This is a genomic window from Synechococcus sp. WH 7805 (assembly GCF_000153285.1).
Lineage (GTDB): Bacteria > Cyanobacteriota > Cyanobacteriia > PCC-6307 > Cyanobiaceae > Synechococcus_C.
Genome location: NZ_CH724168.1, coordinates 1220592 through 1246480 on the forward strand (window position 1 = coordinate 1220592; position 25889 = coordinate 1246480).

General features: G+C 53.3%; 20 protein-coding genes. 14 read left to right on the plus strand and 6 right to left on the minus strand.

From position 1 onward, the window contains the following. Positions 1-65: 65 nt before the first annotated feature. The 3 genes from WH7805_RS13525 to WH7805_RS06660 all read left to right on the plus strand — a co-directional run bounded on the left by WH7805_RS13525 (position 66) and on the right by WH7805_RS06660 (position 5231). Positions 66-3245, plus strand: a complete 3180-nt coding sequence (locus WH7805_RS13525; RefSeq protein ID WP_006042252.1) for a glycosyltransferase — start codon at positions 66-68, stop codon at positions 3243-3245. Positions 3246-3249: 4 nt separating this feature from the next. Next, positions 3250-3993, plus strand: a complete 744-nt coding sequence (locus WH7805_RS06655) for a sulfotransferase family 2 domain-containing protein (protein WP_006042253.1) — start codon at positions 3250-3252, stop codon at positions 3991-3993. A 251-nt stretch (positions 3994-4244) separates the two neighbouring features. Beyond that, positions 4245-5231, plus strand: a complete 987-nt coding sequence (locus WH7805_RS06660; RefSeq protein WP_232198973.1) for a hypothetical protein — start codon at positions 4245-4247, stop codon at positions 5229-5231. A 247-nt stretch (positions 5232-5478) separates the two neighbouring features. Here the strand turns inward: WH7805_RS06660 and WH7805_RS14390 are convergent, their stop codons facing one another. Continuing rightward, positions 5479-6768 carry a hypothetical protein gene (locus tag WH7805_RS14390; protein ID WP_156783636.1) on the minus strand — a complete coding sequence of 430 codons (1290 nt, stop codon included), beginning with the start codon at positions 6766-6768 and terminating at the stop codon, positions 5479-5481. Between the two features lie 162 nt (positions 6769-6930). Between WH7805_RS14390 and WH7805_RS06665 the strand changes: the two genes are divergently transcribed. Next, on the plus strand, positions 6931-7845 hold the full coding sequence (locus WH7805_RS06665) for a polysaccharide pyruvyl transferase family protein (protein ID WP_083773568.1): 915 nt from the start codon (positions 6931-6933) through the stop codon (positions 7843-7845). 373 nt (positions 7846-8218) lie between these two features. Here WH7805_RS06665 and WH7805_RS06670 read toward each other — a convergent pair whose 3' ends face one another. Together WH7805_RS06670 and gltB are read right to left on the minus strand one after the other, a co-directional pair. Then, the gene (locus WH7805_RS06670) at positions 8219-8560 is read right to left on the minus strand and encodes a YciI family protein (RefSeq protein ID WP_006042257.1); all 342 of its coding nucleotides are present in this window, start codon (positions 8558-8560) and stop codon (positions 8219-8221) included. A gap of 14 nt (positions 8561-8574) precedes the next feature. Beyond that, positions 8575-13173, minus strand: a complete 4599-nt coding sequence (gene gltB / locus WH7805_RS06675) for a glutamate synthase large subunit (protein ID WP_006042258.1) — start codon at positions 13171-13173, stop codon at positions 8575-8577. 99 nt (positions 13174-13272) lie between these two features. On the opposite strand from gltB, the gene WH7805_RS06680 reads away from it, so the two are divergent. The 9 genes from WH7805_RS06680 to WH7805_RS06720 all read left to right on the plus strand — a co-directional run bounded on the left by WH7805_RS06680 (position 13273) and on the right by WH7805_RS06720 (position 21898). Then, complete coding sequence (locus tag WH7805_RS06680; protein WP_038004503.1) at positions 13273-14970, plus strand: phosphodiester glycosidase family protein; 1698 nt, start codon at positions 13273-13275, stop codon at positions 14968-14970. A 43-nt stretch (positions 14971-15013) separates the two neighbouring features. Further along, positions 15014-15340, plus strand: a complete 327-nt coding sequence (locus WH7805_RS06685) for a hypothetical protein (RefSeq protein ID WP_006042260.1) — start codon at positions 15014-15016, stop codon at positions 15338-15340. 75 nt (positions 15341-15415) lie between these two features. Continuing rightward, entirely contained in the window at positions 15416-15790 is a 375-nt protein-coding gene (gene rpsL, locus WH7805_RS06690) for a 30S ribosomal protein S12 (protein WP_006042261.1), read from the plus strand. Positions 15791-15870: 80 nt separating this feature from the next. Continuing rightward, positions 15871-16341: a 30S ribosomal protein S7 gene (gene rpsG / locus WH7805_RS06695; RefSeq protein ID WP_006042262.1), complete on the plus strand. Its 471-nt coding sequence runs from the start codon at positions 15871-15873 to the stop codon at positions 16339-16341. 86 nt (positions 16342-16427) lie between these two features. Next, positions 16428-18503, plus strand: a complete 2076-nt coding sequence (gene fusA / locus WH7805_RS06700; RefSeq protein WP_006042263.1) for an elongation factor G — start codon at positions 16428-16430, stop codon at positions 18501-18503. Positions 18504-18545: 42 nt separating this feature from the next. Then, the gene (gene tuf, locus WH7805_RS06705; RefSeq protein ID WP_006042264.1) at positions 18546-19745 is read left to right on the plus strand and encodes an elongation factor Tu; all 1200 of its coding nucleotides are present in this window, start codon (positions 18546-18548) and stop codon (positions 19743-19745) included. 148 nt (positions 19746-19893) lie between these two features. Continuing rightward, positions 19894-20214 (plus strand): 30S ribosomal protein S10, encoded by a 321-nt coding sequence (gene rpsJ, locus WH7805_RS06710; protein ID WP_006042265.1) that lies wholly within the window; start codon positions 19894-19896, stop codon positions 20212-20214. Between the two features lie 56 nt (positions 20215-20270). After that, on the plus strand, positions 20271-20933 hold the full coding sequence (locus WH7805_RS06715) for an LON peptidase substrate-binding domain-containing protein (protein WP_006042266.1): 663 nt from the start codon (positions 20271-20273) through the stop codon (positions 20931-20933). Further along, complete coding sequence (locus tag WH7805_RS06720; RefSeq protein WP_006042267.1) at positions 20933-21898, plus strand: methyltransferase domain-containing protein; 966 nt, start codon at positions 20933-20935, stop codon at positions 21896-21898. Before WH7805_RS06715 ends, WH7805_RS06720 begins: the two co-directional genes overlap by 1 nt. Here the strand turns inward: WH7805_RS06720 and pheA are convergent. After that, positions 21874-22713: a prephenate dehydratase gene (gene pheA / locus WH7805_RS06725; RefSeq protein WP_006042268.1), complete on the minus strand. Its 840-nt coding sequence runs from the start codon at positions 22711-22713 to the stop codon at positions 21874-21876. The genes WH7805_RS06720 and pheA overlap by 25 nt on opposite strands. A gap of 51 nt (positions 22714-22764) precedes the next feature. Between pheA and WH7805_RS06730 the strand changes: the two genes are divergently transcribed. Next, positions 22765-23337, plus strand: coding sequence for a DUF1997 domain-containing protein (locus tag WH7805_RS06730; RefSeq protein WP_006042269.1), 573 nt, complete (start codon positions 22765-22767; stop codon positions 23335-23337). On the opposite strand, the gene WH7805_RS06735 is transcribed toward WH7805_RS06730, so the two are convergent. Then, positions 23299-23883, minus strand: coding sequence for a ribonuclease HII (locus WH7805_RS06735; protein WP_006042270.1), 585 nt, complete (start codon positions 23881-23883; stop codon positions 23299-23301). The genes WH7805_RS06730 and WH7805_RS06735 overlap by 39 nt on opposite strands. Then, positions 23880-25823, minus strand: coding sequence for an Rne/Rng family ribonuclease (locus WH7805_RS06740; protein ID WP_006042271.1), 1944 nt, complete (start codon positions 25821-25823; stop codon positions 23880-23882). The genes WH7805_RS06735 and WH7805_RS06740 overlap by 4 nt, the downstream gene beginning before the upstream one ends. Positions 25824-25889 lie beyond the last annotated feature (66 nt).

The window sequence follows — 25889 nt, forward strand, 5'->3', positions numbered from 1 at the left end:
AAAACGAACATGAGCAAACAATGAGCTCATGAGATAATTTGCTTACAAATGCAGCAACAAGAGAAATGCGTTCTTTCAGCAGCCTGGAAGAAAATACTCTTTACGTTTTCAGGCCTGAAGGCAGCAAATCCCCCGAACTCATTGGTGTCACCAAAGGGGAAAACAATTCATCACTGTTTCAGCCTTTAACCGGCACAGAAGAAGACAGAAGAAAACTTCTCACAAAACTCTCAACAGCAAACAAAGAACTCACAGATGACTATGACTTAGTCCAAGCACTGACATCCACACCCGAAGACGATTGCAGAATTTCAGTCAATGAATTAAAGGACTGGTCGATCGCAGGAACAGCAACCGCCGCCTTACAAATAAGCAACATTACAAAACCCAGAATAATCCATATAATCAAATCTTTTTCAATCGAAGTCAACGTCCCTAAAACGCTCATCCTGGAAGGCTATCTTGCCTGCCACCGCGGCCAAGGATCGCTGACAATCGCATACGAACAGGAAGGGAGAAAAAAAGAAGAGCTTATTAACTTCGACGCCAGGAAAAAGGGCGGCCAAGAAGTCAGGGGTTATTCACATTTTTCAATTCCGATCAAAGCCGATCAAGGCAAGATAACAATCAATGGCTACCTCAAACACCAGCGCGAGACCGAGAAGAACACCAAGGACTGCTTTTATTTTATAGGTGGGCTATCAATAAGACCCCAGGAACAGGATCAACAGACCTGCAAACCAAGGACCAATGGCCACCCTCCCGACAGCACAAATGCTCATTTATACAAAATAAAAGTCCCTAAATTCACGCACCAATCAGACGACTCTCTATATCTTGAATGGTCAGACGGAGAAAGAGAGAAGGCTTTTTCCCCTGTCAAGGAATCAGCCACTTTCCAGGCTAATTTTAATCATACCGTCACAATCACCGCTGAGAAGGAAGACTCTTTAATGTGCTTATACGTCAACGAGAAGCTTGCCAAAATATTCAAGTTTTCAGGCCCGGAAATGCGACTTTCTCTTCCGCCGAAGTTTTTGAAAGGCGAACCAGCCATTGCAAGCTTAACAGATGCGTGTGGGGCTCAAATTTACGATCAAATAGCAATCAGCCCGCCACGCTTGATGGTGGAAGAAGATTTTTTAATTGAAGAAGGCAGAAAAATCTTTCCCATGGATTTCAGCCTAAGGAATTCTTATCGACAAGAATCGATCAAAAACAACTTAATTTATGGCTCGAAAAAAGATTCAAATTCGCTGGTAACAGCAATTAAAACTCTTGACCTCAATCACAAGACACTAACACTTGAACCAATCACTTTTCCAGAGCGCGCAGATCAGCCAGAAGCATCGATCATCATCCCCGCGCACAACAAAGTAGAAGTCACTTACTACTGCCTCTGCTCTCTCTTGTTATCCGTCAACAAACACGACTTTGAGATCATTGTTATTGACGATGGCTCCAGCGACGAGACGTGTGAGCTGGAAAAAATCATCAAAGGAATCACTGTTCTTCACAACAAAAAACCTCTACGATTTATAGAGTGCTGCAATGCAGGTGTTTCAATTGCCAAGTCTGATTATGTTGTGCTTCTGAACAATGACACAGAAGTGACATCTGGCTGGCTTGACGCTCTCATCGATGGGTTCGAGCGCTTCGATCAGGTTGGCTTAGTGGGGTCAAGACTTCTCTATCCGGATGGAACCCTCCAAGATGCTGGAGGAATTGTCTGGAAGTCTGGTGATCCCTGGAATTATGGACATGGACAGAATCCTTGGGATCCAAGATTTAGTTACGCACGCCAAGTTGATTACCTATCTGGCGCAGCAATGATGACCACTAAAAAAATCTGGGATGAAGTTGGAGGGTTCTCTGATTACTTGAAACCAATGTACTTTGAAGACACAGATTTTTCTTTCAAGATTCGAGAAGCAGGCTATAAAACATATTATATTCCTGAATCAACGATCTATCACTTCGAGGGCCTAACGAGCGGAACAGACACAAGTCAAGGTTACAAGCGTTATCAAGAAGTCAATCGCCCGAAATTCAAAAAACGCTGGTCGCAAACCTTTTCAACACATAGCCCTATCGGCAATCAACCAGATCTTGAGAAAGACAGAAATATCGTAGGCCGAGTGCTGTTCATCGATCATCAAATGCCACGGGGAGATCGCGATGCAGGGTCCTATGCGGCACTTCAAGAGATTAAACTCTTTCAATCGCTTGGCTTCAAAGCAACGTTCATCCCTGAAAGCCTTCAAGATCTTGGTGGATACAAAAGTGCGCTTCAAAATGATGGCGTCGAGGTCATCACAGCTCCATTTTATTTATCGACTGATTCGTTCCTCGAAGAAAGAGGCTCAGAATTTGACGTCATATACGTAACAAGATATACAATTTTGTCCTCTTGCGTCGAATCAATTAAGCGTCATTGTGGCAGCGCAAAAATCATACTATGCAATGCAGATTTGCATTTTTTACGTGAACTCAGGGCTGCAGCAAGAACAAGAAACATAGAGCTCATCAATCAAGCAAAGGAAACACAGGTCAATGAAATGTTGATGATGATGCAGGCTGACATCGTTATAAGCTATAACGAAATAGAGCATAGCGTTATTTTCAGCCATTCCGAGGGAAATATTCAACCATTAGCATGCCCTTGGGTGGTAGAAGCACCAAAGCGAATCATTGATCCAAGCATCAAAAGGCAAGGACTTTCTTTCCTTGGAAGCTTCAACCATCCACCCAACAAGGAGGGAATTGAGTGGTTTATCAACACCGTATTTTGTCACCTTAGTACAAATATCAATCTTCACGTATATGGAAGCGGCATGTCAGCAACAGACAAGGAAGATTTAACCGCTGACCATGTTTATCCAGTCGGCTTTGTTGAAGATATCCATAATGCTTTTGATCACCACAAAATTTTCATTGCACCATTACTCAGTGGAGCTGGGATTAAAGGAAAAGTCTTGAGCGCAGCAGCACATGGCATCCCAACGATTCTTTCACCAGTTGCGGCCGAAGGCACTGGTCTGCGCAATGGCGAAGAGTGCCTTGTTGCTGAGACAGTAGATGAATGGGAAGAGGCGATTCATCATTTATTAAATGATGAGGAATTATGGCTTAAAATATCAGAAAAAGCACAAAAATTCGTCATTGATAATTACTCATTCAAAACAGGCAGGGAAAAGATGAGGAGAATACTGGAATCAATTGACATCTACTCTTCTTTGCCTTAGCACAATGCGTACAATCATTTTACACTACCATTTGTTCAAAAATGCGGGAACCTCCATTGATGAAATTTTAAAAAGCAATTTCAAACAGCAATGGATCACAAAAGAATTTAAGTCTGCCAAAGACAACTCGGATGATGTTAAAGCTTGGATTCTGGACAATCCTGAAGCCATAGCATTCTCATCACACACGATGACTGGACCAATACCAAAAATCTTAAACACCAACATTATTTCGATTATTATGCTCAGGAATCCGATCCGTAGAATCATCTCTGCATATAAATTTGAACGTAATCAAAAGGTTGATAATTGGGGCGCCAACCTAGCAAAGAAGGTCAATTTTGAAGATTACGTTGTCACACGTCTTTTAAAAGATGGCGATACGCAATGCCGCAACTTTCAGAGTGAACGCTTAGCAACAATGACGCTCGCTCGAGCTCATCAAAAAGAGCGTGCTATCGCAGCACTTGATAGTTTCTCAATGGTTGGAATTGTCGAAGAATTCGAAAAGTCCTTAACACTAATGGAATCAATGTTGCAAGATCAATTCTCAGACTTCAAGGTTCACTTGACCCACACAAATCGATCGAATAATTTCGAAATAGAATTCAGCCCTTCTTTAAATCAACTGCTTCACGAATGCAATAAAAATGATAAGCAGGTATGGAAAGTCGGCCGAGAAAGACTGGCGGAATCGATGCGTCACTTCCTTAATACAAACGCGGCAACATCACATACCGAAGCCTAAGCAAAGGCCAACTAAAGCTTCAACCGCATTCATAAGAACAATCATTTGATTCACAACCAACAATCGATTGAACACTGTAAAAGGCTCCGATCTTCACTGCAGTTGCGTCGAATTTTTCTAACATTTATGCAAGCCTATAATCCGTTTTAAACCAATAGCGCAGAAGAGCCAATCAAAGCCAGCTAAAATTATTTTATGTTTCACCGAGCCTCTTCTGGCATGGTAACATAGGCTTAAATATGGCATCAAAAGTGAATCCAAAGCGTGTTATTCTACATATTGGTCGACATAAATCAGGAACAAGTTCTATACAACATTGCCTGAACAGAAATGTTGATTTACTCTCAGCGGCAGGAATTTTATATCCAAAGCATGGTCGCGGCGGCAGGGTGGCTCATCATGATATTGCAAAAGCACTCAACCCCAAATTACAACAACTACAAATAAATCCAACACAAATTGCCGAAAAAATTCTAGTCGAAAGACAGAAAGAAGAACACACTATAATCATTTCAAGCGAAGCATTTCAAAACATTTGCGATCTCGTAAATGTCAAGGAATTTCTAAAGGCACTCGGCCCTGAAAATATTACAATCATCTGCTATTTCCGCGAGCACCTTGATTACGCCATTGCAGCGTACAGACAGTTTATTCACGCTCAGACGATATATCAACCATTCAGAGCTTACCTTTCTGGCAAATTTGAAAGCCAAAAAAATCTCATTGATAACTGGAAAAATCATGGAGACATAAAACTAAAATGGTTTGACCATCAATCACTTGAGAACAACGATGTTGTGGTTGATTTTTTAAAAGCTGCTGATTTAAACATCAAATTACCTTCTCTTCGAGTCAATCCCTCCATTGGAGGAGACCTTTTATTTTTAAAATTACTGCATAATTATCAAGGCAACGAATTACTTGATTACAATCAGCTCTCATCCATATCAACCATTGCCCCTGAATGGAGTAGTCCTTTTCAAGTAGACGATTGTACAGCGTCTGTAATCAGAAGTCGTTCTGAGTACAATTCAAGCGTTGCAGAGGCAATTGGTAGAGAGCCATACTTGAAAAGCTTTGCTGAATACGAACTGCCTCCCTCTCGGGATATAGATCATCAATTGTTGAGTTATTTAGAAGCCAATCATAACTTTTTATTAGACAAGCAATTAAAGCAGCAAATTTTATCGGGAGCATTCAACAACCTCATGGATTGCCAAGCGCTCTCAATTACTTAAAGGGGGAAATTATTTTTAAGTTCATAATTTTTCATTATATAATTTTTCTTCAAGGTAATTAATTAAAGGTCCATGCTGATTTTCCCTTCCTTATGCTAACTACTAACAAGCAAGCTATAACAGCAAACACCTAATAAGCTACACGAGCAATTTTGACGTTGTCATAGCAAAAACCCGAGAATATCGACAATCTATAAATTCATGCCATCAATAGTGATTTGTTGCACAACATAGATCATATTAAGCACTACATGCGTTCCCAGACAGGGATTTTAAATCTTTTAGATTCCTCGCCTGAATAGCCTAATCTTGAAAAATAGCCTTGATCATATAAAGTTGAAAGCGCTTTCCTTTCATACAAAAAGTCATGATTAGCGATTCCAATATTTAGTATATAATGATCAGTCAAATCAAACCCAGCAAGATGTAAATGAATCTCAGGATAGTCTTGTTGCAAAAGCATAAATAATGTTGAACTTTGCCAGCCTTGTGATGGATATTTTAAGACCTCTTTGTTGTCCTTATTAAAGTAAGTGCTTCGAGAATAATTTAATTTAGTGGCACGAGATATAACCTTAGGGAACCAATAGACATTATTTTTTTCGCAAAATTTGTATGACAACTTAGAGACTTTCGAGCGTTCACTACCCCCTGAAAAGAGTAGCCATTGAAGTCCCAAAGAAGAAATAGGAGAATAATAATACTCACCTGTTTTAGGGGCAACCAAAAATTGTTGACGACATATTAATGCTTCACAAAAGTTTTGGGACCAGAGTTTTTGCAGTGTGCTCTTGATCCAAGGATTACCCTTATTCATGAAGACAAATAAGGGATTAGCAAAATGCTGGATCTTAGTTATATCAGCTGAGCTTAAGCGCAAAGATGGATTGTTGGCTATCAAAACAATATCCGTGTATTGTTGACACTTACTGAAAAATTGCTTCATTAATTTATCGGGTTTCAAAATCTTAGGCAATAAAGAGTCCGCATTTTCAATTACCGAAAGAGATTCCGACATTGCAAAAGAATATTCCCTAAGCAAATGGACGTCATTCAGAACTTTGATATTTCGGCAATTCGAAGGTAAATTAATTTGGCTGATTGTTTGATTGGCAGACTCCATGTCACCCAATAAAACATAGTTTTTGGCTATTTTATGTAAGATTAGTTGTTTTTTCAGGCCGTCTAAGTTATTATTTGAGAGGTGATCACGGTATATCCTATTAGCACTTCTCTCATCGCCTAGCATTTCGTGTAGCTCTGCAGAAGCAGGTGTACTTGCTATAGCGTCTGGTATTTGATTCAGTATATCTAGAGCTTCATCAAACATCTTTAACACAAGCATTTCCCTAATTGCATTTTCATAGCCAAATATATCTAATGGATTACATGCAATATACTGTTCACAGTAAAACAATGATGTACGACGCTGTCCTCTCAAGCGTGTAAGACGCAGAATTTCTTTAAATAACGGCAAAGAAAATTTTTTTTGTTCTAATTCACCTTTTATCAAGTCGGCTAGATTTTTGGAATTCACCCCGTGAGTTAAATGAAACAATAATCTTAGCAAGCGATCACTCAATTAGCGCGCAAGGAAGCAAATAGCCGATCTGATTCGGCCCAAAGCACTAAGTTATTTATTTAAAGCGCTTCCTATAAAATTTTAACTTTACCGGTAGCCAATCTAAGATAGAGTATAATGATCCAAATCATCAATGCTAAAGAGCCTGTTCAACAAAAGTATTGCAACACAGATTTATGTGTTATGAGAAAAATTTTTCTATTTGGTAACCACTCTAATTGCCACTGCGGATCTAAAGCTGTATGGCAAACTTTGAAGGATTATTTAGTAAAAAATAAATATTTTATCGTAGACAGCTTAGATGAAGCCGACATGGTCATAATTAATGGCGAAGGCTCGATGCATCATAACAGCAGAGATTGCAGAATCAAACTAAATATGATTGAGACTGTGGCATCACTGGGAAAAAATATATCTTTAATTAATACCGTTTGGCAGGACAATTCTGCTTCCAATGTTGGCGATAAACTGAAATATATTTCGAAGATCGTTACAAGAGAGGTAATGTCTTGCAAAGACTTAGAGCAAAGTCACAATATCTATTCAACAGTAGCCCCAGATATTGCATGCTTTGCTCTCAATGATTTTGAGAAAAAAGAAATCTCTATCGCCAAGAAATCAAGTTTACATAAAAATGTCGCTATTACTGACCTCTATAGTCATGAATTCAAATGTTGGGTGCAACTGCAAGGACGATTCAAGCAACGATATAAAATGCACATATTGAATAATTATCAATGGTTCGAATTGATTAAATCCTTTGCTGCCTCAAAAGCAGTCATTACCGGTAGGCATCATGCTATCTGCGCTTGTCTACTGGCAAAAACCCCTTTTGTTCCAATCAAAAGTAATAGTCATAAAATAGAAGGACTTCTCTTGTCGGCCAATGCTAATATTCCGATTGCAAGTACTGCCAATCAAATTGAAAACATACTTTCTGAAGTCCTAGAGGGAAAATACAATCACGAATACGAAAAATGCTATCAATGGCTAGATAGTTTTACAATTAATGATGCTATTCCATTGCCATAATTTTGTGCACTATATTGACCGCTCACAAGTCAAAATTTCGCGAAGACACGAAAAGGGCCACTTAATTCTATTTCGTTAATCAAAAGCCCTTTTCAGCGAGACGCGTTATAACGATTAAACCAAATTATGCACCAAGGCTACTGCTGAATGGCGATAATAAAACGTCTTCTCCATATAATAAAGATCATTTAGTCTCGCCCGAAGCTCTCAAACCGCCGCAATCGGCAACCTTAAGGCGGCGGTGGTTAAGTAAATTCCTTTCTAGAATGTTGGGTGAATAACAGAACCACTAAAATCGGAATAATTGAATCTAATGCAGGTCAATTTTAAGCCGCTTGTAGAAGCCTATCGGCACGAATTCAGCAATTGGGTCTCAGCCGGGCCGGTCCGAAGCTGCAGACAAGATCGCCATCAACGGTGACCCGGCAACAGGCATCCACTGCTGAAGGGTCCAATCCACAAGGCCACGGGCAATCATCGGATCACCCCGCAACAACGCAAGAGCCTGCGCATAACTTTCGGCCTCGACCATTAAGAGACCACCCCCACCAGGTAGGCCCTTCCCGTCCACCAGAAACCCCGTGGTGATGACAGTCCCAGACTCCAGCCGCTCCTCAACCCAGGCCCGGTGAGCCTCCAGGTGAGACCGCCTCTGCTCAACAGACAGGGCGGCCGTTTCAGGCGTGAAGGTTTCGTGTTTGACGAACCAGGGCATGGAAAACGCCCCGTTCAGGCTGCCACTGCTTGCTGATCGACAAGCCCCATCACGGCCCGTTCACTCGGCGGGATCAACACCTTGAAGCGTGTTTTCGCAGCAGCCCAGTCGGCCAACAACGCCGAAGCCTTGGCGCTGCCGGTAGCAGCCACGTGGGCTTCCAGCAGCTCTTTGAGCGTGGATTCCTGCTGCGCCGTGGTGAGACTGCACACCTCAACAATCTCAGGATTGACCCGAGGAAGGACGCGGTCGCCCTCATCCAGCAGGAAGGTGACTCCACCGGTCATACCAGCCCCAACGTTGCGGCCGGTGCCGCCCAGCACCACCACCACACCACCGGTCATGTACTCACAGCAATGGTCGCCAGCTCCCTCAACCACGGTGCGTGCCCCGCTGTTACGCACCCCAAAGCGCTCACCAGCGCGACCAAGAGCAAACAGCTCACCGCCTGTGGCGCCATAGAGGCAGGTGTTGCCGAGAATCACCTGATCGCCAGGATTGGAGCAGCCGTCGGACGGCACCAGGCTGATGCGACCGCTGTTCATACCCTTGCCCACATAGTCGTTGGCTTCCCCTTCCAGGCGCACGTTCATGCCTTTCACCAGGAAGGCACCGAAGCTCTGGCCGGCAGCGCCTTGGAAGGTGAGGTTGAGCTGGCCATCGAAGCCACGGTTGCCGTGGCGCTGGGCGATCTCACCGGCCAGACGTGCCCCGACACTGCGGTCGGTGTTGATGATCGTGATTGTGCGGCTCAGAGACTCGTGGCGTTCCACCGCCTCCATTAGCTCGGCATCAGCCAGCAGCTCATCTTCAAGGATCGGCCCATTGCCATGGGCTTCAGCGCTGTGGCGGAGCCAAGAGCGGTCTTCTGAACCCTGGATCGGTGCCAACAGGCTGGAGAGATCCACACCCCGAGTTTTGGCCAGATCCACCGCACGGGGTTGAAGCAGATCGCTGCGGCCGATCAAATCTTCGATTTTGGCCACACCGAGGATGCTCAGCAGCTGACGCACTTCTTCCGCCACATACCAGAAGAAATTCACCACGTGCTCGGGCACACCGGTGAAACGCTTGCGCAGAGCCTCTTTCTGAGTGGCCACACCCACCGGGCAATTGTTGGTGTGGCAGACGCGGGCCATGATGCAGCCCTCGGCGATCATCGCCACTGAGCCGAACCCATACTCTTCAGCGCCAAGCAGGGCTGCGATCACCACATCCCAGCCGGTCTTGAGGCCGCCATCCGCACGCAGCAGCACCCGATCCCGCAGGCCGTTCTCGAGCAGGCTTCGGTGCACCTCGGTGAGGCCCAGTTCCCATGGGCTGCCGGCATGCTTGATCGAACTCAGCGGCGAGGCCCCGGTACCACCGTCGTGTCCAGAAATCTGAATCACATCGGCATTGGCCTTGGCCACCCCGGCGGCGATCGTGCCGATGCCGATCTCGGCCACCAGCTTCACGCTCACAGGCGCTTTCGGGTGCACTTGGTGCAGATCGTGGATCAACTGCGCGAGATCCTCGATGGAATAGATGTCGTGGTGCGGCGGCGGTGAGATCAACGCCACACCGGGTTTGCTGTTGCGCAGCCAGGCGATGTACTGATCCACCTTCGGGCCGGGCAGCTGACCGCCCTCACCGGGCTTGGCCCCCTGGGCCACTTTGATCTCCAGTTGCTTGCCGCTGCGCAGATACTCGGCCGTCACACCGAACCGTCCGGAGGCGATCTGCTTGATCGCCGAACAGGCGGTGTCGCCGTTCCGGAGGCCGCCGATGCTGGGGAAGGCTTGCGAACGTCCATCGGCGTCCACATCGTGAAGAATCTGGAAACGGGCCGGATCCTCACCACCCTCGCCGCTGTTGCTCTTGCCGCCGATGCGGTTCATCGCCACCGCCAGCACCTCGTGGGCTTCCCGCGACAACGCGCCGAGGCTCATGCCACCGGTGCAAAAACGCTTGCAGAGGCTTTCTGCGCTTTCCACCTGATCCAGAGGCAGCGGCGCTGGAGCCAACTTGAATTCCAGAAGATCCCGAAGCGCCGTGACCGGCCGGTTCTCAAGAAGGGTTTTGTAGGTGGAAAAATGGTCGTAACCAGGCCCGGTCTTGACCGCCGCATGCAGGGCCTTGGCCATGTCGGGACTGTTGAGGTGGTATTCACCGCCGGTGCGGTACTGCACAAAGCCCATGAACTCGAGCTTGCTGCGATTGAGCTCCGGGAAGGCCTTGGCATGGAGTGACAGCGTTTCATTGGCCAGCTCCGCCAGAGTCATTCCCGCCACACGGCTGGTCGTGCCGGTGAACGCAGTGTCGATCACATCGGCCCCGAGGCCGATCGCTTCAAAAATCTGGGCGCCGTGATAACTGGCCAGGAGCGAAATGCCGATCTTGGAGAGGATCTTGCGCAGGCCGTTTTCCAACGACAGCCGCACATTCTCCTGCACCTTGTTGGCATCGAGGGCGGGCAGCTTGCCCTGCTCGATCCGCTTCTGCGTTTTGGGGTGGGCAAGCCAATGGCGGGTGGTCTCCCAGGTGAGCCAAGGGCAGACCGCACTGGCGCCGTAACCGATCAGGCAGGCCATGTGGTGGGTGCTCCAGCACTGGGCGGTATCGATCACCAAGGAGCAGCGCAGACGCAGCTTCTGCCGCAGCAGGTGGTGATGCACCGCCCCCACGGCCAGGAGGGCCGGCATCGCCACGCTGGTGGCGGTCAGCTGGGCAGCTGCACCGGAGCCATCAACACGATCGGAGAGCACCAACACCTGGGCACCGCCGCGCACAGCCTCCTCAGCCGCCTGACACAGCCCTTGAAGGGCCGATGACAAACCACCGGCGCAGGCCTCGACGGTCACCTGGGTCGACAGGGTTGCAACAGGCAGTCCCTGCTCGCCGATCGCCGCAAGCTCGGCTTCATTGAGAACCGGAGTGTCCAGGTGGATCACGGCGGCGGCCTCTGCCTGGGGCTTCAGCGCCGGCCGCCGCTCACCCAGATGCATTTCCAAGCTCATCACCAGCTTTTCCCGCAGGGGATCAATCGGCGGGTTGGTGACCTGGGCGAAGCGCTGTTTGAAGTAGTCGTAGAGGAGGTGGGGTTTGTCCGACAACACCGCCAGGGGAATGTCGTCTCCCATGCAATAGGTGGGCTCCTTTCCAAGTCCCGCCATGTCCTCGATTACCAAATCGAAGTCTTCGGCGGTGAAACCCATGGCGGTCTGAAGCCGCAGCAGATCAAGCTCGCCGATCTGACGCTCCTGGGTCCAGGGTTGGGCCGCCACACTGCGTCGATGCTGCTGCAGCCAGTCGCCATAGGGGAAGCGTCCAGCCGCGTCTTCCTTCACGGTCCAGTTGTCGAGCAGCTGGCCGTTCTCCAGATCCACAGCCACCATCTGGCCGGGGCCGAGACGGCCTTTCTGAACAACCGTCTTACCTCTGAGATCCACCACACCGGTCTCCGATCCCATGATCACGAAACCGTCGGCGGTGGTGCACCAGCGCGCTGGTCGCAACCCGTTGCGATCAAGCGTGGCTCCCACCCGTTTACCATCCGCGAACACCAGCAGGGCTGGACCGTCCCAGGGCTCCTGGATGCCGGCATTGAATTCGTACATAGCCGTCACCTCCGGACGATCCTCCAGATCCGGCTGGTTGCGGAAAGCCTCGGGCACCAGAGTGATCAAGCTGTCGGTGATCGAGCGACCACTGCGCACCATGAGTTCCAGGGTGGCGTCGAGGTTGGCCGAATCACTGAACGCAGGGTTAACCACGGGATTCAGATCATCCGCGGCTTCACCCCATACGTCTGCAAGGCTGGCCTCTGAGGCCTTCGCCCAGTTGAGATTCCCCAACAGCGTATTGATTTCACCGTTGTGGCCCAGCAGCCTCATCGGCTGAGCCAGGGGCCAGCGGGGCAGGGTGTTGGTGCTGAAGCGGCGGTGATACACCGCAAAGCTCACTTCAAAGCGGGGATCGCGCAGATCGGCGTAGTACTGCGCCAGCACTTCGGAACGCACCATCCCCTTGTACACAACGGTGCGGCTGCTCAGGGACGCCACATACAAGTCACGGGATCCCTCAAACCCCCAGGCCTTGCGGGAGCGGGCGCCGATCCGACGACGCAGTCGCAATAACAACGCCTCAAAAGCATCACCGTCGGGACCGCCCGCGAGGCTCCACTGCTCGATCACCGGGGCGGTGTCCCTTGCCATGGGGCCCAGCACGGATGGATCTACCGGTACAGCCCGCCAGCCGGCGGATATCAGTCCGAGGGCCTCGGCTTCCTCATTGCAGAACCGGCGCGCCAGTTCCCGCCTCTCGGGGTCCTGGGGCATGAACATCATTCCGAGCCCACGGGCCGACGTCGCCTCGGGCCAAACCGCTTTCAGATACGTCCACGGGATCTGGCAGAGCACGCCGGCACCATCGCCTGAATCACCGTCTCCCCCACAGCCACCGCGGTGCTCCATACAACCGAGACCGCGCAGGGCCTGCTGCAGTACCCAGTGGCTGGTCTCACCTGACAGCTGCGCCAGGAAACCAACGCCGCAGGCATCCTTCTCACCGGCCACCGCCTCAGGCGCAGCACTGTCGCTGTAGGGCCAGAGGGATCCGGTGGGATGAGACATGACCTTCTTGAATTCGGACAATCACCCCCGTGGAATCGGCATCCAAGGCGGGATAATCTCAGATCCTAAGGATTGATCACCCCGGCTAGCGTCCGGTTCATGCCCATACCGTTTCCTCCGCCACCTCCTGTCGCCGAAGTGCGACAAGTGGATCAGAGCATCGGCAGCAGAATCAAGATTGGAGAGATTTCCCAGAAAAGCGCCTGGTTGTGGATTGGGAGAGACGGAATGTCTCCCAAACAACTCTGGCTGCCCTTAGACGTCCTGACCGGCCGCCTTGGATTCCGCAGAACAACAACGGCTTCAGGCGAGCAACTCGAATGGTTCGGACGTGATCAACTCCTGAATGATCTCGAGACCCGCACCCTCGAGGACGAGGTGGCGGTGGATGCTTGGCCCTGGTTCCGCGCCATCGGCGTCTCAGTGCAACGACGGGACACCACCCTCGACCTCTCTCTGGAATCACCGAGGATCATGGCGATCCGTCAAGGCCGTGGAAGTACAGCTGGCCGCGTGGTACTTGACCTTTCAGCTCCGGCACTGATCCAGCGCGATGAGCAGGGACTGGTTGTGAGTGTGAAGAGCAACCGATCCCAAACCAATCTTTTACGCCAGCTGGGCCTGTCCCCGCAGAGGTTTCAAGAGGCCCTACGACTGAAGCACCGGGATGGAGATCTCGACTTTTTCACGCTCAAAGCCCCCTGGCGCATCGTCATGGACGGGACCCAGCGCCGATCGGTTTCCAAGGGGGGAACGCGCGCCTCGCCTTTTGTGGCAGCGCGTTTCACCCCCGAGATCCAGACCGCAATCCGCAAGGGTCTGATCCTGGACATGCGGGTCGTGCAGGTCGGGGTCAAGCCCCTGCGGATCTATCGCGCAGGATTGCCTCTGGGCAACGAAAGCCTCCTGCTGCGTCCACTGGCCCCACTCAAGGCTCAGACCGGGCTTCGATTCCTCAACCAACTCGCCCAGCCAGTGAACTCACTCGCCGCCATCAACGGCGGCTTCTTCAACAGAGTGCGTCAACTGCCTTTAGGAGCTGTACGCCTCGATGGGGTCTGGCTTTCAGGTCCGATTCTCAACCGTGGAGCCGTGGGCTGGGATGGACCAGGCCCGCTTCTGTTTGACCGGCTTCGCCTCGATCAAGAGATGCGCGTGAACGGTGGACGTCGCTGGGGACTTGGATTTCTGAACAGCGGCTACGTGCAGCGGGGCTTAAGCCGGTACACCCGGGCTTGGGGCCCTATCTATCGCTCTTTGAGTGGAGAGGAACTAGCGATCCTGATCCGCGACGGGCGGGTCACTGATCAGTTTTCTAAGACTGAACTCGCTCGCGGAGTCCCACTTCCAGAGGGTGCATCCCTCGTCGTGGCCCGTGCCAGAGCGCCCCTGCCGGCCAAGCCCGGAGACGAGGTTGCAATTCGTCTAAAGGTGTCGAGCCCAGTGGGAGAACGCCGTCAGGTCATGGCTGGCGGCCCTCTGCTGCTGAAGGAAGGACAGGTGGTGTTAAGAGGTCGACAGGAAGGATTCAGCTCCGGGTTTCTCGGGCAAGCCGCGCCACGGACCGTGGTGGGGCAAGACCCCAAGCATCGCTGGATGCTGACTCTCGAAGGACTAAGCGGCAGCGATCCAACCTTGCTCGAAACCACGCTGGCCCTGCAGCAACTGGGCCTGAGCGACGCTCTCAATCTCGATGGTGGAAGCTCCACCACCATGCTGATCGCCAACAGAACCGTGATGACAGGACGAGGAGTACCGCCGAGGATTCAGAACGGTTTGGGGTGGATCAAACCCTGACTTGAGAAGCTGCGACACTGAATTCACTTTTAAACACACGACGGTGGGCGCAATCCTTCAGATCACCGCAGCTGCCGCTGCCGAACTCGGTCGCCAGGCTGCGGTGGCGGGGACGCCAGGACTGATGCACCTCGATCTTCAGAGTGGACATTGCGAACGGCACGTCATCCGGTTGCGACCGGGGAACCTCTCAGGAACACCGATCGCCAGGGCTGACGGAGTCACCGTCCATGCGCCTGAACCCCAGATCGAGCTGCTTGAAGGACTGACCCTCGACTACCGAAGTGACATCAGCGGCGGTGGATTCCTGATTCTCAGCACTGATCAGGTGCGGTGTTGCGCCTGTGGAAGCGCTTTCAGTCGCAGTTGACTAATCGGGAAGTCGACCCGGTAATGTGGTGGATTGTCGAACCAGGTCGGATCCCCGGCCGCATACCGACCGTCGATGCCAACCATCCAGCAACTGATCCGCACCGAGCGCCAAAGCTCTAAAGCGAAGACCAAATCACCCGCGCTCAAATCCTGTCCTGAGCGTCGCGGAGTCTGCACCCGTGTGTATACCTCCACCCCAAAGAAGCCGAATTCTGCACTTCGCAAAGTGGCGCGTGTTCGCCTCACATCTGGCTTTGAAGTAACGGCCTACATCGGAGGCATCGGTCACAACCTTCAGGAGCACTCGGTTGTGTTGATCCGCGGAGGCCGCGTCAAAGACCTGCCAGGAGTTCGCTACCACATCATCCGTGGAACGCTCGACACTGCCGGCGTGAAGGATCGCCGTCAGTCCAGGTCCAAATACGGCGCCAAGACGCCTAAGGAGTGATGCCAAGCGATCCACTCATCGGATCGCCAGCACACGTCCCCATCCCACCACCCTTCATCGTTCCCTCCCACTGACAGTCCATGTCACGCCGTAATGCCGCCGTCAAGCGTCCGGTTCTGCCGGATCCCCAGTTCAACAACCGCCTGGCAACAATGCTCGTGGCCAGGCTCATGAAGCACGGCAAGAAGTCCACGGCGCAACGCATTCTTTCCGATGCCTTCGGCCTGATCGGAGAGCGCACTGGTGGTGATCCCATTGAACTGTTCGAAACAGCCGTCAAAAACGCCACCCCCCTTGTGGAGGTGAGAGCACGACGCGTGGGCGGTGCCACGTACCAGGTACCGATGGAGGTGCGTCAAGAACGGGGGACAGCCATGGCCCTTCGCTGGCTGGTGAGTTTTTCCCGTGCGCGCAACGGTCGCAGCATGGCCCAGAAGCTGGCTGGTGAATTGATGGATGCGGCCAATGAGGCAGGCAGCGCCGTGCGCAAGCGCGAAGAGACTCACAAAATGGCCGAAGCCAACAAGGCCTTCGCCCACTACCGCTACTGATCAGCAGTCGCCCTGACGGCCTCATTGGCCGGGGGCTGACCTGTAGAGTCTCACCCGCCTTTTAACGCCCCACCCCGGAGTTTCCTGTGGCTCGCGCCTTTCCCCTGGAACGCGTCAGAAATATCGGTATTGCCGCTCACATTGATGCTGGCAAAACCACTACCACCGAACGGATCCTGTTTTATTCAGGTGTGGTCCACAAGATCGGTGAGGTGCACGATGGCGCCGCAGTAACCGACTGGATGGCCCAAGAACGGGAACGTGGTATCACGATCACTGCAGCTGCGATTTCCACGAGCTGGAACGATCACCGCATCAATATCATCGACACCCCTGGGCACGTCGACTTCACCATTGAAGTGGAGCGCTCCATGCGCGTGCTGGATGGTGTGATTGCAGTGTTCTGTGCTGTAGGAGGCGTCCAGCCTCAATCGGAAACCGTATGGCGCCAAGCCGATCGCTATTCCGTTCCCAGGATGGTGTTCGTGAACAAGATGGACCGCACTGGTGCGGACTTCCTCAAGGTTCATGCTCAGATCAAGGATCGACTTAAAGCCAATGCAGCCCCAATCCAACTCCCTATTGGTGCTGAGGGTGATCTGAGCGGAATTATCGACCTAGTCGAGAACAAGGCCCACATCTACAAGGACGATCTGGGTCAGAACATCGAGATCACGGATGTTCCCGACGACATGAAGGATCAGGTCGCCGAGTGGCGCAACTATCTGATGGAGGCCGTCGCCGAGACCGACGAAGCGCTGATCGAGAAGTTCCTCGAAACAGGCGAACTCAGCGTCGAGGAACTCAAAGCTGGCATCCGTAAGGGCGTGCTCAAGCATGGCTTGGTGCCGGTTCTGTGTGGCTCAGCCTTTAAGAACAAGGGTGTGCAGTTGGTGCTCGATGCTGTTGTCGACTACCTTCCGGCTCCGATTGATGTACCGCCGATTCAGGGTGTACTTCCCAACGGAGAAGAAGCGGTTCGTCCTTCCGATGACAAGGCACCCTTTAGTGCACTTGCCTTCAAGGTGATGGCTGACCCTTACGGCAAGCTCACCTTCGTTCGGATGTATTCCGGTGTGCTGCAAAAGGGCAGCTACGTCATGAACTCCACGAAAGATTCCAAGGAGCGAATTTCCCGTCTGGTGGTGTTGAAAGCAGACGACCGTGAAGAGGTCGACGAGCTGCGCGCCGGCGACCTTGGTGCTGTGCTTGGCCTCAAGGCCACCACCACTGGAGACACCCTTTGCTCTGCTGAAGATCCGATTGTCCTTGAGACCCTGTTCGTTCCTGAACCGGTGATTTCCGTGGCCGTGGAGCCCAAGACCAAGGGCGACATGGAGAAACTCTCCAAGGCACTGGTTTCTCTAGCCGAGGAAGACCCCACCTTCCGCGTAAACACTGACCAAGAAACCGGTCAGACCGTGATTGCCGGCATGGGAGAGCTTCACCTAGAGATCTTGGTGGACCGGATGCTCCGTGAATTCAAGGTCGAAGCGAACATCGGTGCACCTCAGGTGTCCTACCGGGAAACCATCCGCGCGTCCTCACGAGGCGAAGGCAAGTTCTCCAGGCAGACTGGAGGTAAAGGTCAGTACGGTCATGTGGTGATCGAGATGGAACCCGGTGAGCCGGAATCCGGATTCGAATTCGTCAACAAGATCGTCGGTGGTGTTGTTCCCAAGGAATACATCAAGCCCTCCGAAATGGGCATGAAAGAGACCTGCGAATCAGGCGTGATTGCCGGGTATCCGCTGATCGACGTGAAAGTCACGATGGTCGACGGTTCATATCACGATGTGGACTCGTCCGAAATGGCCTTCAAGATCGCAGGATCCATGGCCTTCAAAGATGCAGTCAAGAAGTGCAACCCTGTACTTCTTGAACCGATGATGAAGGTCGAGGTCGAGGTTCCCGAGGATTTCCTTGGCTCGATCATCGGCGACCTGTCCTCCCGTCGAGGACAGGTTGAAGGTCAGGCAATTGACGATGGAACGTCGAAAGTCTCGGCCAAGGTGCCCCTGGCCGAGATGTTCGGCTACGCCACCGAGCTCCGATCCATGACCCAGGGTCGGGGTATTTTCTCGATGGAATTCAGCCACTATGAGGATGTTCCTCGCAACGTGGCAGAGGCCATCATCTCCAAGAATCAGGGCAATTCCTGATCTCTAAACTCCCCTAATCCACTCCCTCGATTCTTTACAAAAATGGCACGCGAGAAGTTTGAAAGGAACAAGCCTCACGTCAACATCGGCACCATCGGCCACGTTGACCACGGCAAAACCACACTCACCGCCGCGATCACCAACGTGCTGGCCAAGAAAGGCCAGGCCCAGATTCAGAATTACGCTGACATCGATGGCGCCCCTGAGGAAAGGGAGCGTGGCATCACGATCAATACTGCACACGTCGAATACGAAACTGACAGCCGTCACTACGCCCACGTCGACTGCCCCGGTCACGCGGACTATGTGAAGAACATGATCACCGGTGCCGCCCAGATGGACGGTGCGATCCTGGTGTGTGCCGCCACCGACGGCCCCATGGCCCAGACCAAGGAGCACATCCTCCTGGCCAAGCAGGTGGGCGTTCCGGCTCTGGTGGTTGCTCTGAACAAGTGCGACATGGTCGATGACGAAGAGATCATCGAACTGGTGGAGATGGAGATCCGCGAACTGCTCTCCAGCTATGACTTCCCCGGCGACGACATCCCCGTGGTTCAGGTCTCTGGCCTGAAGGCCATCGAAGGCGAAGCCGAGTGGGAAGCCAAGATCGACGAGCTGATGGCAGCTGTGGATGCCAACATCCCCGAGCCAGAGCGGGAAGTTGACAAGCCCTTCCTGATGGCGATTGAGGATGTCTTCTCGATCACGGGTCGTGGCACTGTGGCCACCGGCCGTATCGAGCGTGGCATCGTCAAAGTCGGCGAAGAAATCGAGATCGTCGGCATTAGAGACACCCGCAAAACCACCGTTACCGGTGTTGAGATGTTCCGCAAGCTGCTCGATGAGGGCATGGCCGGAGACAACGTCGGCCTGCTGCTGCGCGGCATCCAGAAGGAGGACATCGAGCGCGGCATGGTGCTTGTGAAGCCAGGCTCCATCACCCCCCACACCAAGTTTGAGGGTGAGGTGTACGTGCTGAAGAAAGAAGAGGGCGGTCGCCACACTCCTTTCTTCGCTGGCTATCGCCCGCAGTTCTACATCCGCACGACGGATGTGACCGGCCAGATCACCGCCTTCACTGCCGATGACGGTAGCGATGTGGAAATGGTGATGCCTGGTGACCGCATCAAGATGACCGGCGAGCTGATCTGCCCGGTGGCCATCGAGCAGGGAATGCGTTTCGCCATCCGTGAAGGCGGCCGCACCATTGGTGCAGGCGTGGTCTCCAAGATCATCGAGTGATCTAATCCCCTCCTCGTTAGGGGATGAACCGACTGAGGTCGGGTCATCCCCTAATCTTTTAAAAGGAGTCAGCTGTGTTCCTAATCAGCTGAACCGCACCTCGACAATCCACCTTTCGTGATCTCCTTAGGAGATTCCAAACTGCTTCATGTCAACTGCCATTGCTCAGCAGAAGATCCGCATCCGTCTCAAGGCGTTTGATCGCCGCATGTTGGATCTCTCTTGCGACAAAATTATTGAAACGGCCGACAACACGGCAGCGACTGCCATCGGCCCAATCCCCCTGCCCACCAAACGCAAGATTTACTGCGTGCTGCGTTCCCCTCACGTGGACAAGGATTCCCGTGAACACTTCGAGACCCGCACGCATCGACGCATCATCGATATTTATAGCCCTTCGGCAAAGACCATTGACGCGTTGATGAAGCTGGATCTTCCCAGTGGCGTTGATATTGAAGTGAAGCTCTGAAGACAGCTCGTTGAACCGGTCAGCTTCCTAGGATCAAAAACCCGATTGATGCATGCGTGGCTGACCTGTCCGTCAGAGAACTTCCTCTTTTCCCTCTGCCGGACATCGTGCTCTTCCCGAGCGATGTTCTCCCCTTACACATCTTCGAGTCCCGCTATCGGATGATGCTGCAGAGCGTCTTAGAGACCGACAGGCGTTTCGGCGTCGTCCGGTGGGACCCACACACCCAGAGCATGGCCTCGATCGGCTGCTGTGCCGAAGTGATCCAGCATCAAACCGGTGAAGATGGTCGAAGCAATATCGTCACGCTTGGGCAGCAACGCTTCCGGGTTCTGAACGTGACCCGTGAGACGCCCTTCCGCACAGCCATGGTCAGTTGGATCGAAGACGATCCAGTTGAGGACATGAATTCGCTCCACTCCCTGACCGAGTCTGTTGCATCGGCTTTAAAAGACGTTGTCGAACTCACCGGCAAACTCACCGACTCACCGACTGCGCTCCCCGAAGATTTGCCTGATCTCCCCAGAGAACTCTCCTTCTGGATCGGTGCTCACCTGGGAGGCCCCGTTGCCGATCAGCAACAGGAACTTCTAGAGCTCACTAGCACCCGCAGCAGACTGGAACAAGAGTTCAGCATGCTCGACGAGACCCGCCGTCAACTGGCAGCTCGCACCGTGCTGCGTGACACCCTGTCGTCCTCCAATACGGACAACGGCTGATGCCACTGCCTGCTTTTCTCGGACCAGCGGCGATCGGTGTGGCGGCTGCCGCGGGTGCCTATGTGCTTTGGTCTCGGCGCAATCGCGCTTACCTCTCCAGCGAGAGTGTTGCTTCGGCATACGACGCTTGGACGGAGGACAGGCTTCTAGAAACTCTCTGGGGCGATCATGTTCATCTCGGTCACTACGGAGCTCCCCCCCGCAACAAGGATTTCCGTCGTGCCAAAGCCGATTTCGTCCATGAATTGGTTCGCTGGAGTGGCCTAGACCAGCTGCCACCTGGAGCGAAAGTGCTGGATGTGGGTTGCGGCATCGGCGGCAGCGCCAGGATTCTGGCCAGGGATTATGGGTTTGACGTTCTTGGAGTCAGCATCAGCCCAGCCCAGATCCGCCGGGCCACCGAGCTCACCCCGGAGGGGATGACCTGCAGGTTCGCCGTTATGGATGCCCTCGATCTAGAGCTGAACGATGGAGAGTTTGATGCGGTTTGGAGTGTGGAAGCCGGTCCGCACATGCCGGACAAGCAGCGTTATGCCGATGAATTGTTGCGCATGATCCGTCCTGGTGGAATGCTGGCCATCGCGGATTGGAATCGTCGCGACCCGCTGGATGGACCTTTAAATCGCCAAGAGCGCTGGGTCATGCATCAGCTGCTCACCCAGTGGGCGCACCCTGAATTCGCCAGCATCCGTGGGCTGCAGCACAACCTGGAAACCAGCGTTTATTCGAAAGGTCCGATTGCAGTGGCCAATTGGAATCAGCAGACATTGCCCTCCTGGAACGATTCGATCCTTGAAGGATTAAGACGGCCCTCAGCCGTTCTGCGACTTGGCCCCTCAGCCATCGTTCAGGGTTTGCGCGAAACACCGACACTGCTGTTGATGCGCTGGGCCTTCGCCCGGGGAATGATGCAGTTTGGTGTGTTTCGCCTGAATGGAGATCAGGAGAGATCTGAACTCGGATAAGCCCCGAACTGAGCCAGATGTTCACAGAGGGGGTGAAGCTGGTCCTCCAATGCATCGAGAACGCCTTCAACGTTCGCGCTCGGGAGCTCCACATCCACAAAGAACACGTATTCGCCGAGCTCCCGTTTAGAGGGACGGGATTCGATCCGACTCATGTTCAGTCCCAGCCCAGCGATGGCCTGGAGCGCCTCAATCAGCGCCCCAGGTGCATTGCGATTCAAGGAAAAGGCCAGGCTGGCAACATCTCCCTCCCGCAGCCGTTCACCCCGTTTCAAGAAAAGAAAACGGGTGCAGTTCCCTGCCACGTCATTCACAGGAAAGGCAAGCTGTTGCAACTCCATGCGTTCCCCAACGGAACGATCAGCAATCGCCGCACGGAAGCGACTGCCTCGCACCATGCGAGCGGCTTCTGCCGTCGAGCTGGTGGGAAGCTGCAAGGCCCCGGGAAGATTGGTGGAGAGCCATCCGCTGCATTGCGCCAAGGCCTGGGGATGCGACAGAACCTCCGTGATGTCTGCCATTGATCCGCTGCTGAGCAGGGCATGGCGAATCGGGAGCACCACGGCTCTCCGAACGCAGAGATCCCGATGGGACCAGAGGGCATCCAGGCTTGCGGTAACCCCGCCCTCCACAGAATTCTCCACGGGAACCACGGCACCATCGCAGCGGCCATCCGCCACATGGTCCACAACCGCGCGCAATCCGGAGCACGCCACCAACTCTCCGTCGGGGATGCCTTCAAGCGTGAGCATCTCCCTCGCTGCCCGTTCTCCGTAGGTTCCCTTGGGCCCTAGAAAGGCCAACCGCATCGGCATGAATGACCGTCCCTTGCATCGATAGGATCATGCCGCGTCAGCAGAAGGTCCATGGCTCTGGCCTTCCACGCCAGTCAAAAGCTCGATCTGCCGGTCGTGGCCCAAAGCACGCTCCTAGAGGCTTACCTGCAGGAAAAGGATCGCGTCATCAAAGCCCTACTCGATCCCCGTCAGCTCTCCAAAACAGGCGAAGGAACTTACACCTACACAGTCACCACACTCCAGGTGTTTCAACTGCAGGTGCGACCCGTCGTTTCCCTGGCCGTCAGCCTCAGTGAAGGTGTCCTCTGCATCCAGGCGACGGAGGCGACCCTCGACGGACTGGGCCTCGTTGATGATTTCCAACTCAGCCTCGAGGCCCTGTTGGAAGCCACAGATCGTGGCCTGCAAGGTGAAGCAAACCTCGCTGTCAACGTCAGCCAACCCCCGCTGCTTCGATTGATTCCGAAGCGTGTTCTGGAAAGCACCGGAGAATCCATCCTCAACGGCATCCTGATCACGATCAAAGGCAGGGTCGGCCGCCAGCTGGTCAACGATTTTCAAGACTGGTGCGTGCGTTCCAGTGATGGAGCCCAAAACACTCCGTCAGCTTTGGGCTCCATCACTGGGAAACAACCGGGTTAAAAATGAACGCCGATGCATGGACGTCGGACCTGCAGCGAGCAAGGACTGCCGGTGCAGAACCGTGCCATAGCCGGCATGGCGTTCCAGGCCATAACCAGGGAACCGTTCTGCAAGCCGTTGCATCAACCCATCACGAGTCACTTTCGCCAGAACACTGGCTGCAGCAATCGAGGCCTCTTTGCTGTCACCGCGCACTATTGAGCGCTGATCACCGGCCCAGAGGCGCAAGGGAAGCACGCCATCGACAAGCACAAGCTCAGGGTGTTTCGGAAGCTTCTGCAGGGCCCTGAGCATGGCCAATTCCGTGGCCACCCTGATGCCATGCGCATCGATTTCCCTTGCTGATCCCTGACCAAGAGCCCAGGCCGAAGCCTTGGCTTGGATCTGGGGAACCAGGTCTACCCGCCGTCTGGCGGACAGAGCCTTGCTATCAGTAAGCCCCAGCGCCGTGAGCTCCGCAGCGGCCGATTCAGTAAGACTCACCGCAGCAGCAAAAACAGGCCCGAACAGACAACCGCGGCCGACCTCATCGACACCGACGATCACCCGTCGGTTGCGGAGGAGCGTCGACGACGGCGACCAAGCCGGGTCTCCTCCCCATTGCTGTTGGTGTCCTGTGGTGCTTCATCCTCCGAGGTCTCAACATTGGGAAGGGAGATGGAAACAGCCGCTTCTGGCACTGGAGCCATCTCAAGGGGAGTGATCTCCACTAGGAGCGGAGGTTCAGGTTCCGGCGTCAACGAGTCCTGCACCTGCTGCTCAGACGTCTGAGGGGCCATTGTGGATCCACCCGTGCTCCTGCCACCGCCTCTCCCCCCACGGACACCACGGCGACGGCGACGACCAGATGAAGCGGCCAGCTGCTCGCGGGCTTCGTCCAAAACAGCTTCAGCGTCCTGCCCCGGACGAACCACACGCACGAGGAGATTCTCCTGGTCGGGCGGAGGATCAAGAAGCAACACAGGATTCAGCCCAAGCCAGCCGTAGACCCTTTCCTGTTCTTCGTCCATGGGAACAGCCACCAGTTCAGGATCTTGACGCCGTGTCGCCGGTGCGGGCTCTGTGGCTTCACTCGAAGACTCACCTGATGCGGCGGGCGCCAAACTGTCATCCAGGACTGAAGCATCCGTCGTGGTCTGAGAGCGCCCACGACCACTGCGTCGCCGCCTGCCGTTGGTGGACTCTGAGGACAAAGACACCTCCGCTCGAGCCGATGAGGCCGAACGGACGAGCCCCGTGGCAGTGGCTAACGGCTGGAGAAGATCCTTACCGGGCAGAACAGCAACATGGCCGAGACCGCCACAGCTGGCACAAGCTCGACCAAACAATTCATAGATGTTCTGACCTTGACGCTTACGAGTCAGCTCCACCAGGCCTAGCTCGGTGAGCTGAGCAATCTGAGGACGAGCCGAATCGTCACGAATCGCCGTCGTGAAATGCTCCAGAAGCTGAAGCTGATCGCGACGCGAATCCATGTCGATGAAATCGATGATGATCACGCCGCCGATATTGCGCAGTTTCAGTTGCCTTGCGATCTCAACTGCCGCCTCACAGTTAGTCCAGAGCACCGTTTCCCTGGCATTCGCGGAGCGGGTGAAGGACCCCGAGTTCACATCGATGACCGTGAGCGCCTCGGTGGGTTCGATGATCACGTACCCGCCAGAAGGTAGATCCACTCTGGGCTTCAGGGCATCGCGGATCGCCGCATTGACCTTGAAATGCTCCAGAAGCTCGTCAGGCTCGCCGTGAGCTTCCACACTGAAATGGGTCGCCTCTTCACCGAGAAATCCGGTCACTCTCTCAACAGCTGCCGGATCATCGACAACCACACGACTGAGCTCTGGAGCGATGTGATCTCGGAGGATGCGGTGAATGAAATCCTCATCACGGTTGAGAAGCACCGGCGGTGACGCGGTCTCAGCAGCCTTCTGGATCGCTTCCCACTGCCGCATCAGTGACTCCAGATCATCGATCAGGAGTTCTTCGCTCACCTCGTCTGCTTCGGTACGAATCAGCAAACCCGCGCCCGGTGGTTTCACAAGAACCCCCAGGGCCCGGAGGCGGTTGCGCTCACCTTCGGAGCTGATTCTCTTGGAAATATTCACCCCCTGGCCACTGGGTTGAAGCACGAGGTAGCGCCCTGGGAGAGCCAGATTTCCTGTGAGCCTTGGCCCTTTGGTGCCGGTTGGCTCTTTCATGACCTGCACCAGCACCTTCTGGCGAGGTTCAAGCAATTCGGTGATCCCTGCGGAACCTTTCTTGAGGCGCAGAGGACCGAGATCAGTTACGTGGATAAACCCGTTCTTCTCGCTTTCGCCGATATTGACGAATGCTGCATCAATTCCCGGAAGCACATTTTCAACTGTGCCGAGATAAACATCACCAATCTGATAGCGGCCTTGGGCCACAATCAGCTCATCAACACGGTCATCGGTCAGAACCGCTGCGATGCGCAGCTGTTCAGCGATGACAATTTGCTGGGGCATAAACAGAACTGACGACGCCCGTCAGGACAGAAGCCGGTTGATGGGCTTAACAGCTCATCGAACGGA

Coding starts and splice junctions, on each gene's coding strand:
- WH7805_RS13525 (WP_006042252.1), top strand. CDS start 66: ATGCGTTCTTTCAGCAGCCTGGAAGAAAATACTCTTTACGTTTTCAGG.
- WH7805_RS06655 (WP_006042253.1), top strand. CDS start 3,250: ATGCGTACAATCATTTTACACTACCATTTGTTCAAAAATGCGGGAACC.
- WH7805_RS06665 (WP_083773568.1), top strand. CDS start 6,931: ATGATCCAAATCATCAATGCTAAAGAGCCTGTTCAACAAAAGTATTGC.
- WH7805_RS06670 (WP_006042257.1), bottom strand. CDS start 8,560: ATGCCCTGGTTCGTCAAACACGAAACCTTCACGCCTGAAACGGCCGCC.
- gltB (WP_006042258.1), bottom strand. CDS start 13,173: ATGTCTCATCCCACCGGATCCCTCTGGCCCTACAGCGACAGTGCTGCG.
- WH7805_RS06680 (WP_038004503.1), top strand. CDS start 13,273: ATGCCCATACCGTTTCCTCCGCCACCTCCTGTCGCCGAAGTGCGACAA.
- rpsL (WP_006042261.1), top strand. CDS start 15,416: ATGCCAACCATCCAGCAACTGATCCGCACCGAGCGCCAAAGCTCTAAA.
- rpsG (WP_006042262.1), top strand. CDS start 15,871: ATGTCACGCCGTAATGCCGCCGTCAAGCGTCCGGTTCTGCCGGATCCC.
- tuf (WP_006042264.1), top strand. CDS start 18,546: ATGGCACGCGAGAAGTTTGAAAGGAACAAGCCTCACGTCAACATCGGC.
- rpsJ (WP_006042265.1), top strand. CDS start 19,894: ATGTCAACTGCCATTGCTCAGCAGAAGATCCGCATCCGTCTCAAGGCG.
- WH7805_RS06720 (WP_006042267.1), top strand. CDS start 20,933: ATGCCACTGCCTGCTTTTCTCGGACCAGCGGCGATCGGTGTGGCGGCT.
- pheA (WP_006042268.1), bottom strand. CDS start 22,713: ATGCCGATGCGGTTGGCCTTTCTAGGGCCCAAGGGAACCTACGGAGAA.
- WH7805_RS06730 (WP_006042269.1), top strand. CDS start 22,765: ATGGCTCTGGCCTTCCACGCCAGTCAAAAGCTCGATCTGCCGGTCGTG.
- WH7805_RS06740 (WP_006042271.1), bottom strand. CDS start 25,823: ATGCCCCAGCAAATTGTCATCGCTGAACAGCTGCGCATCGCAGCGGTT.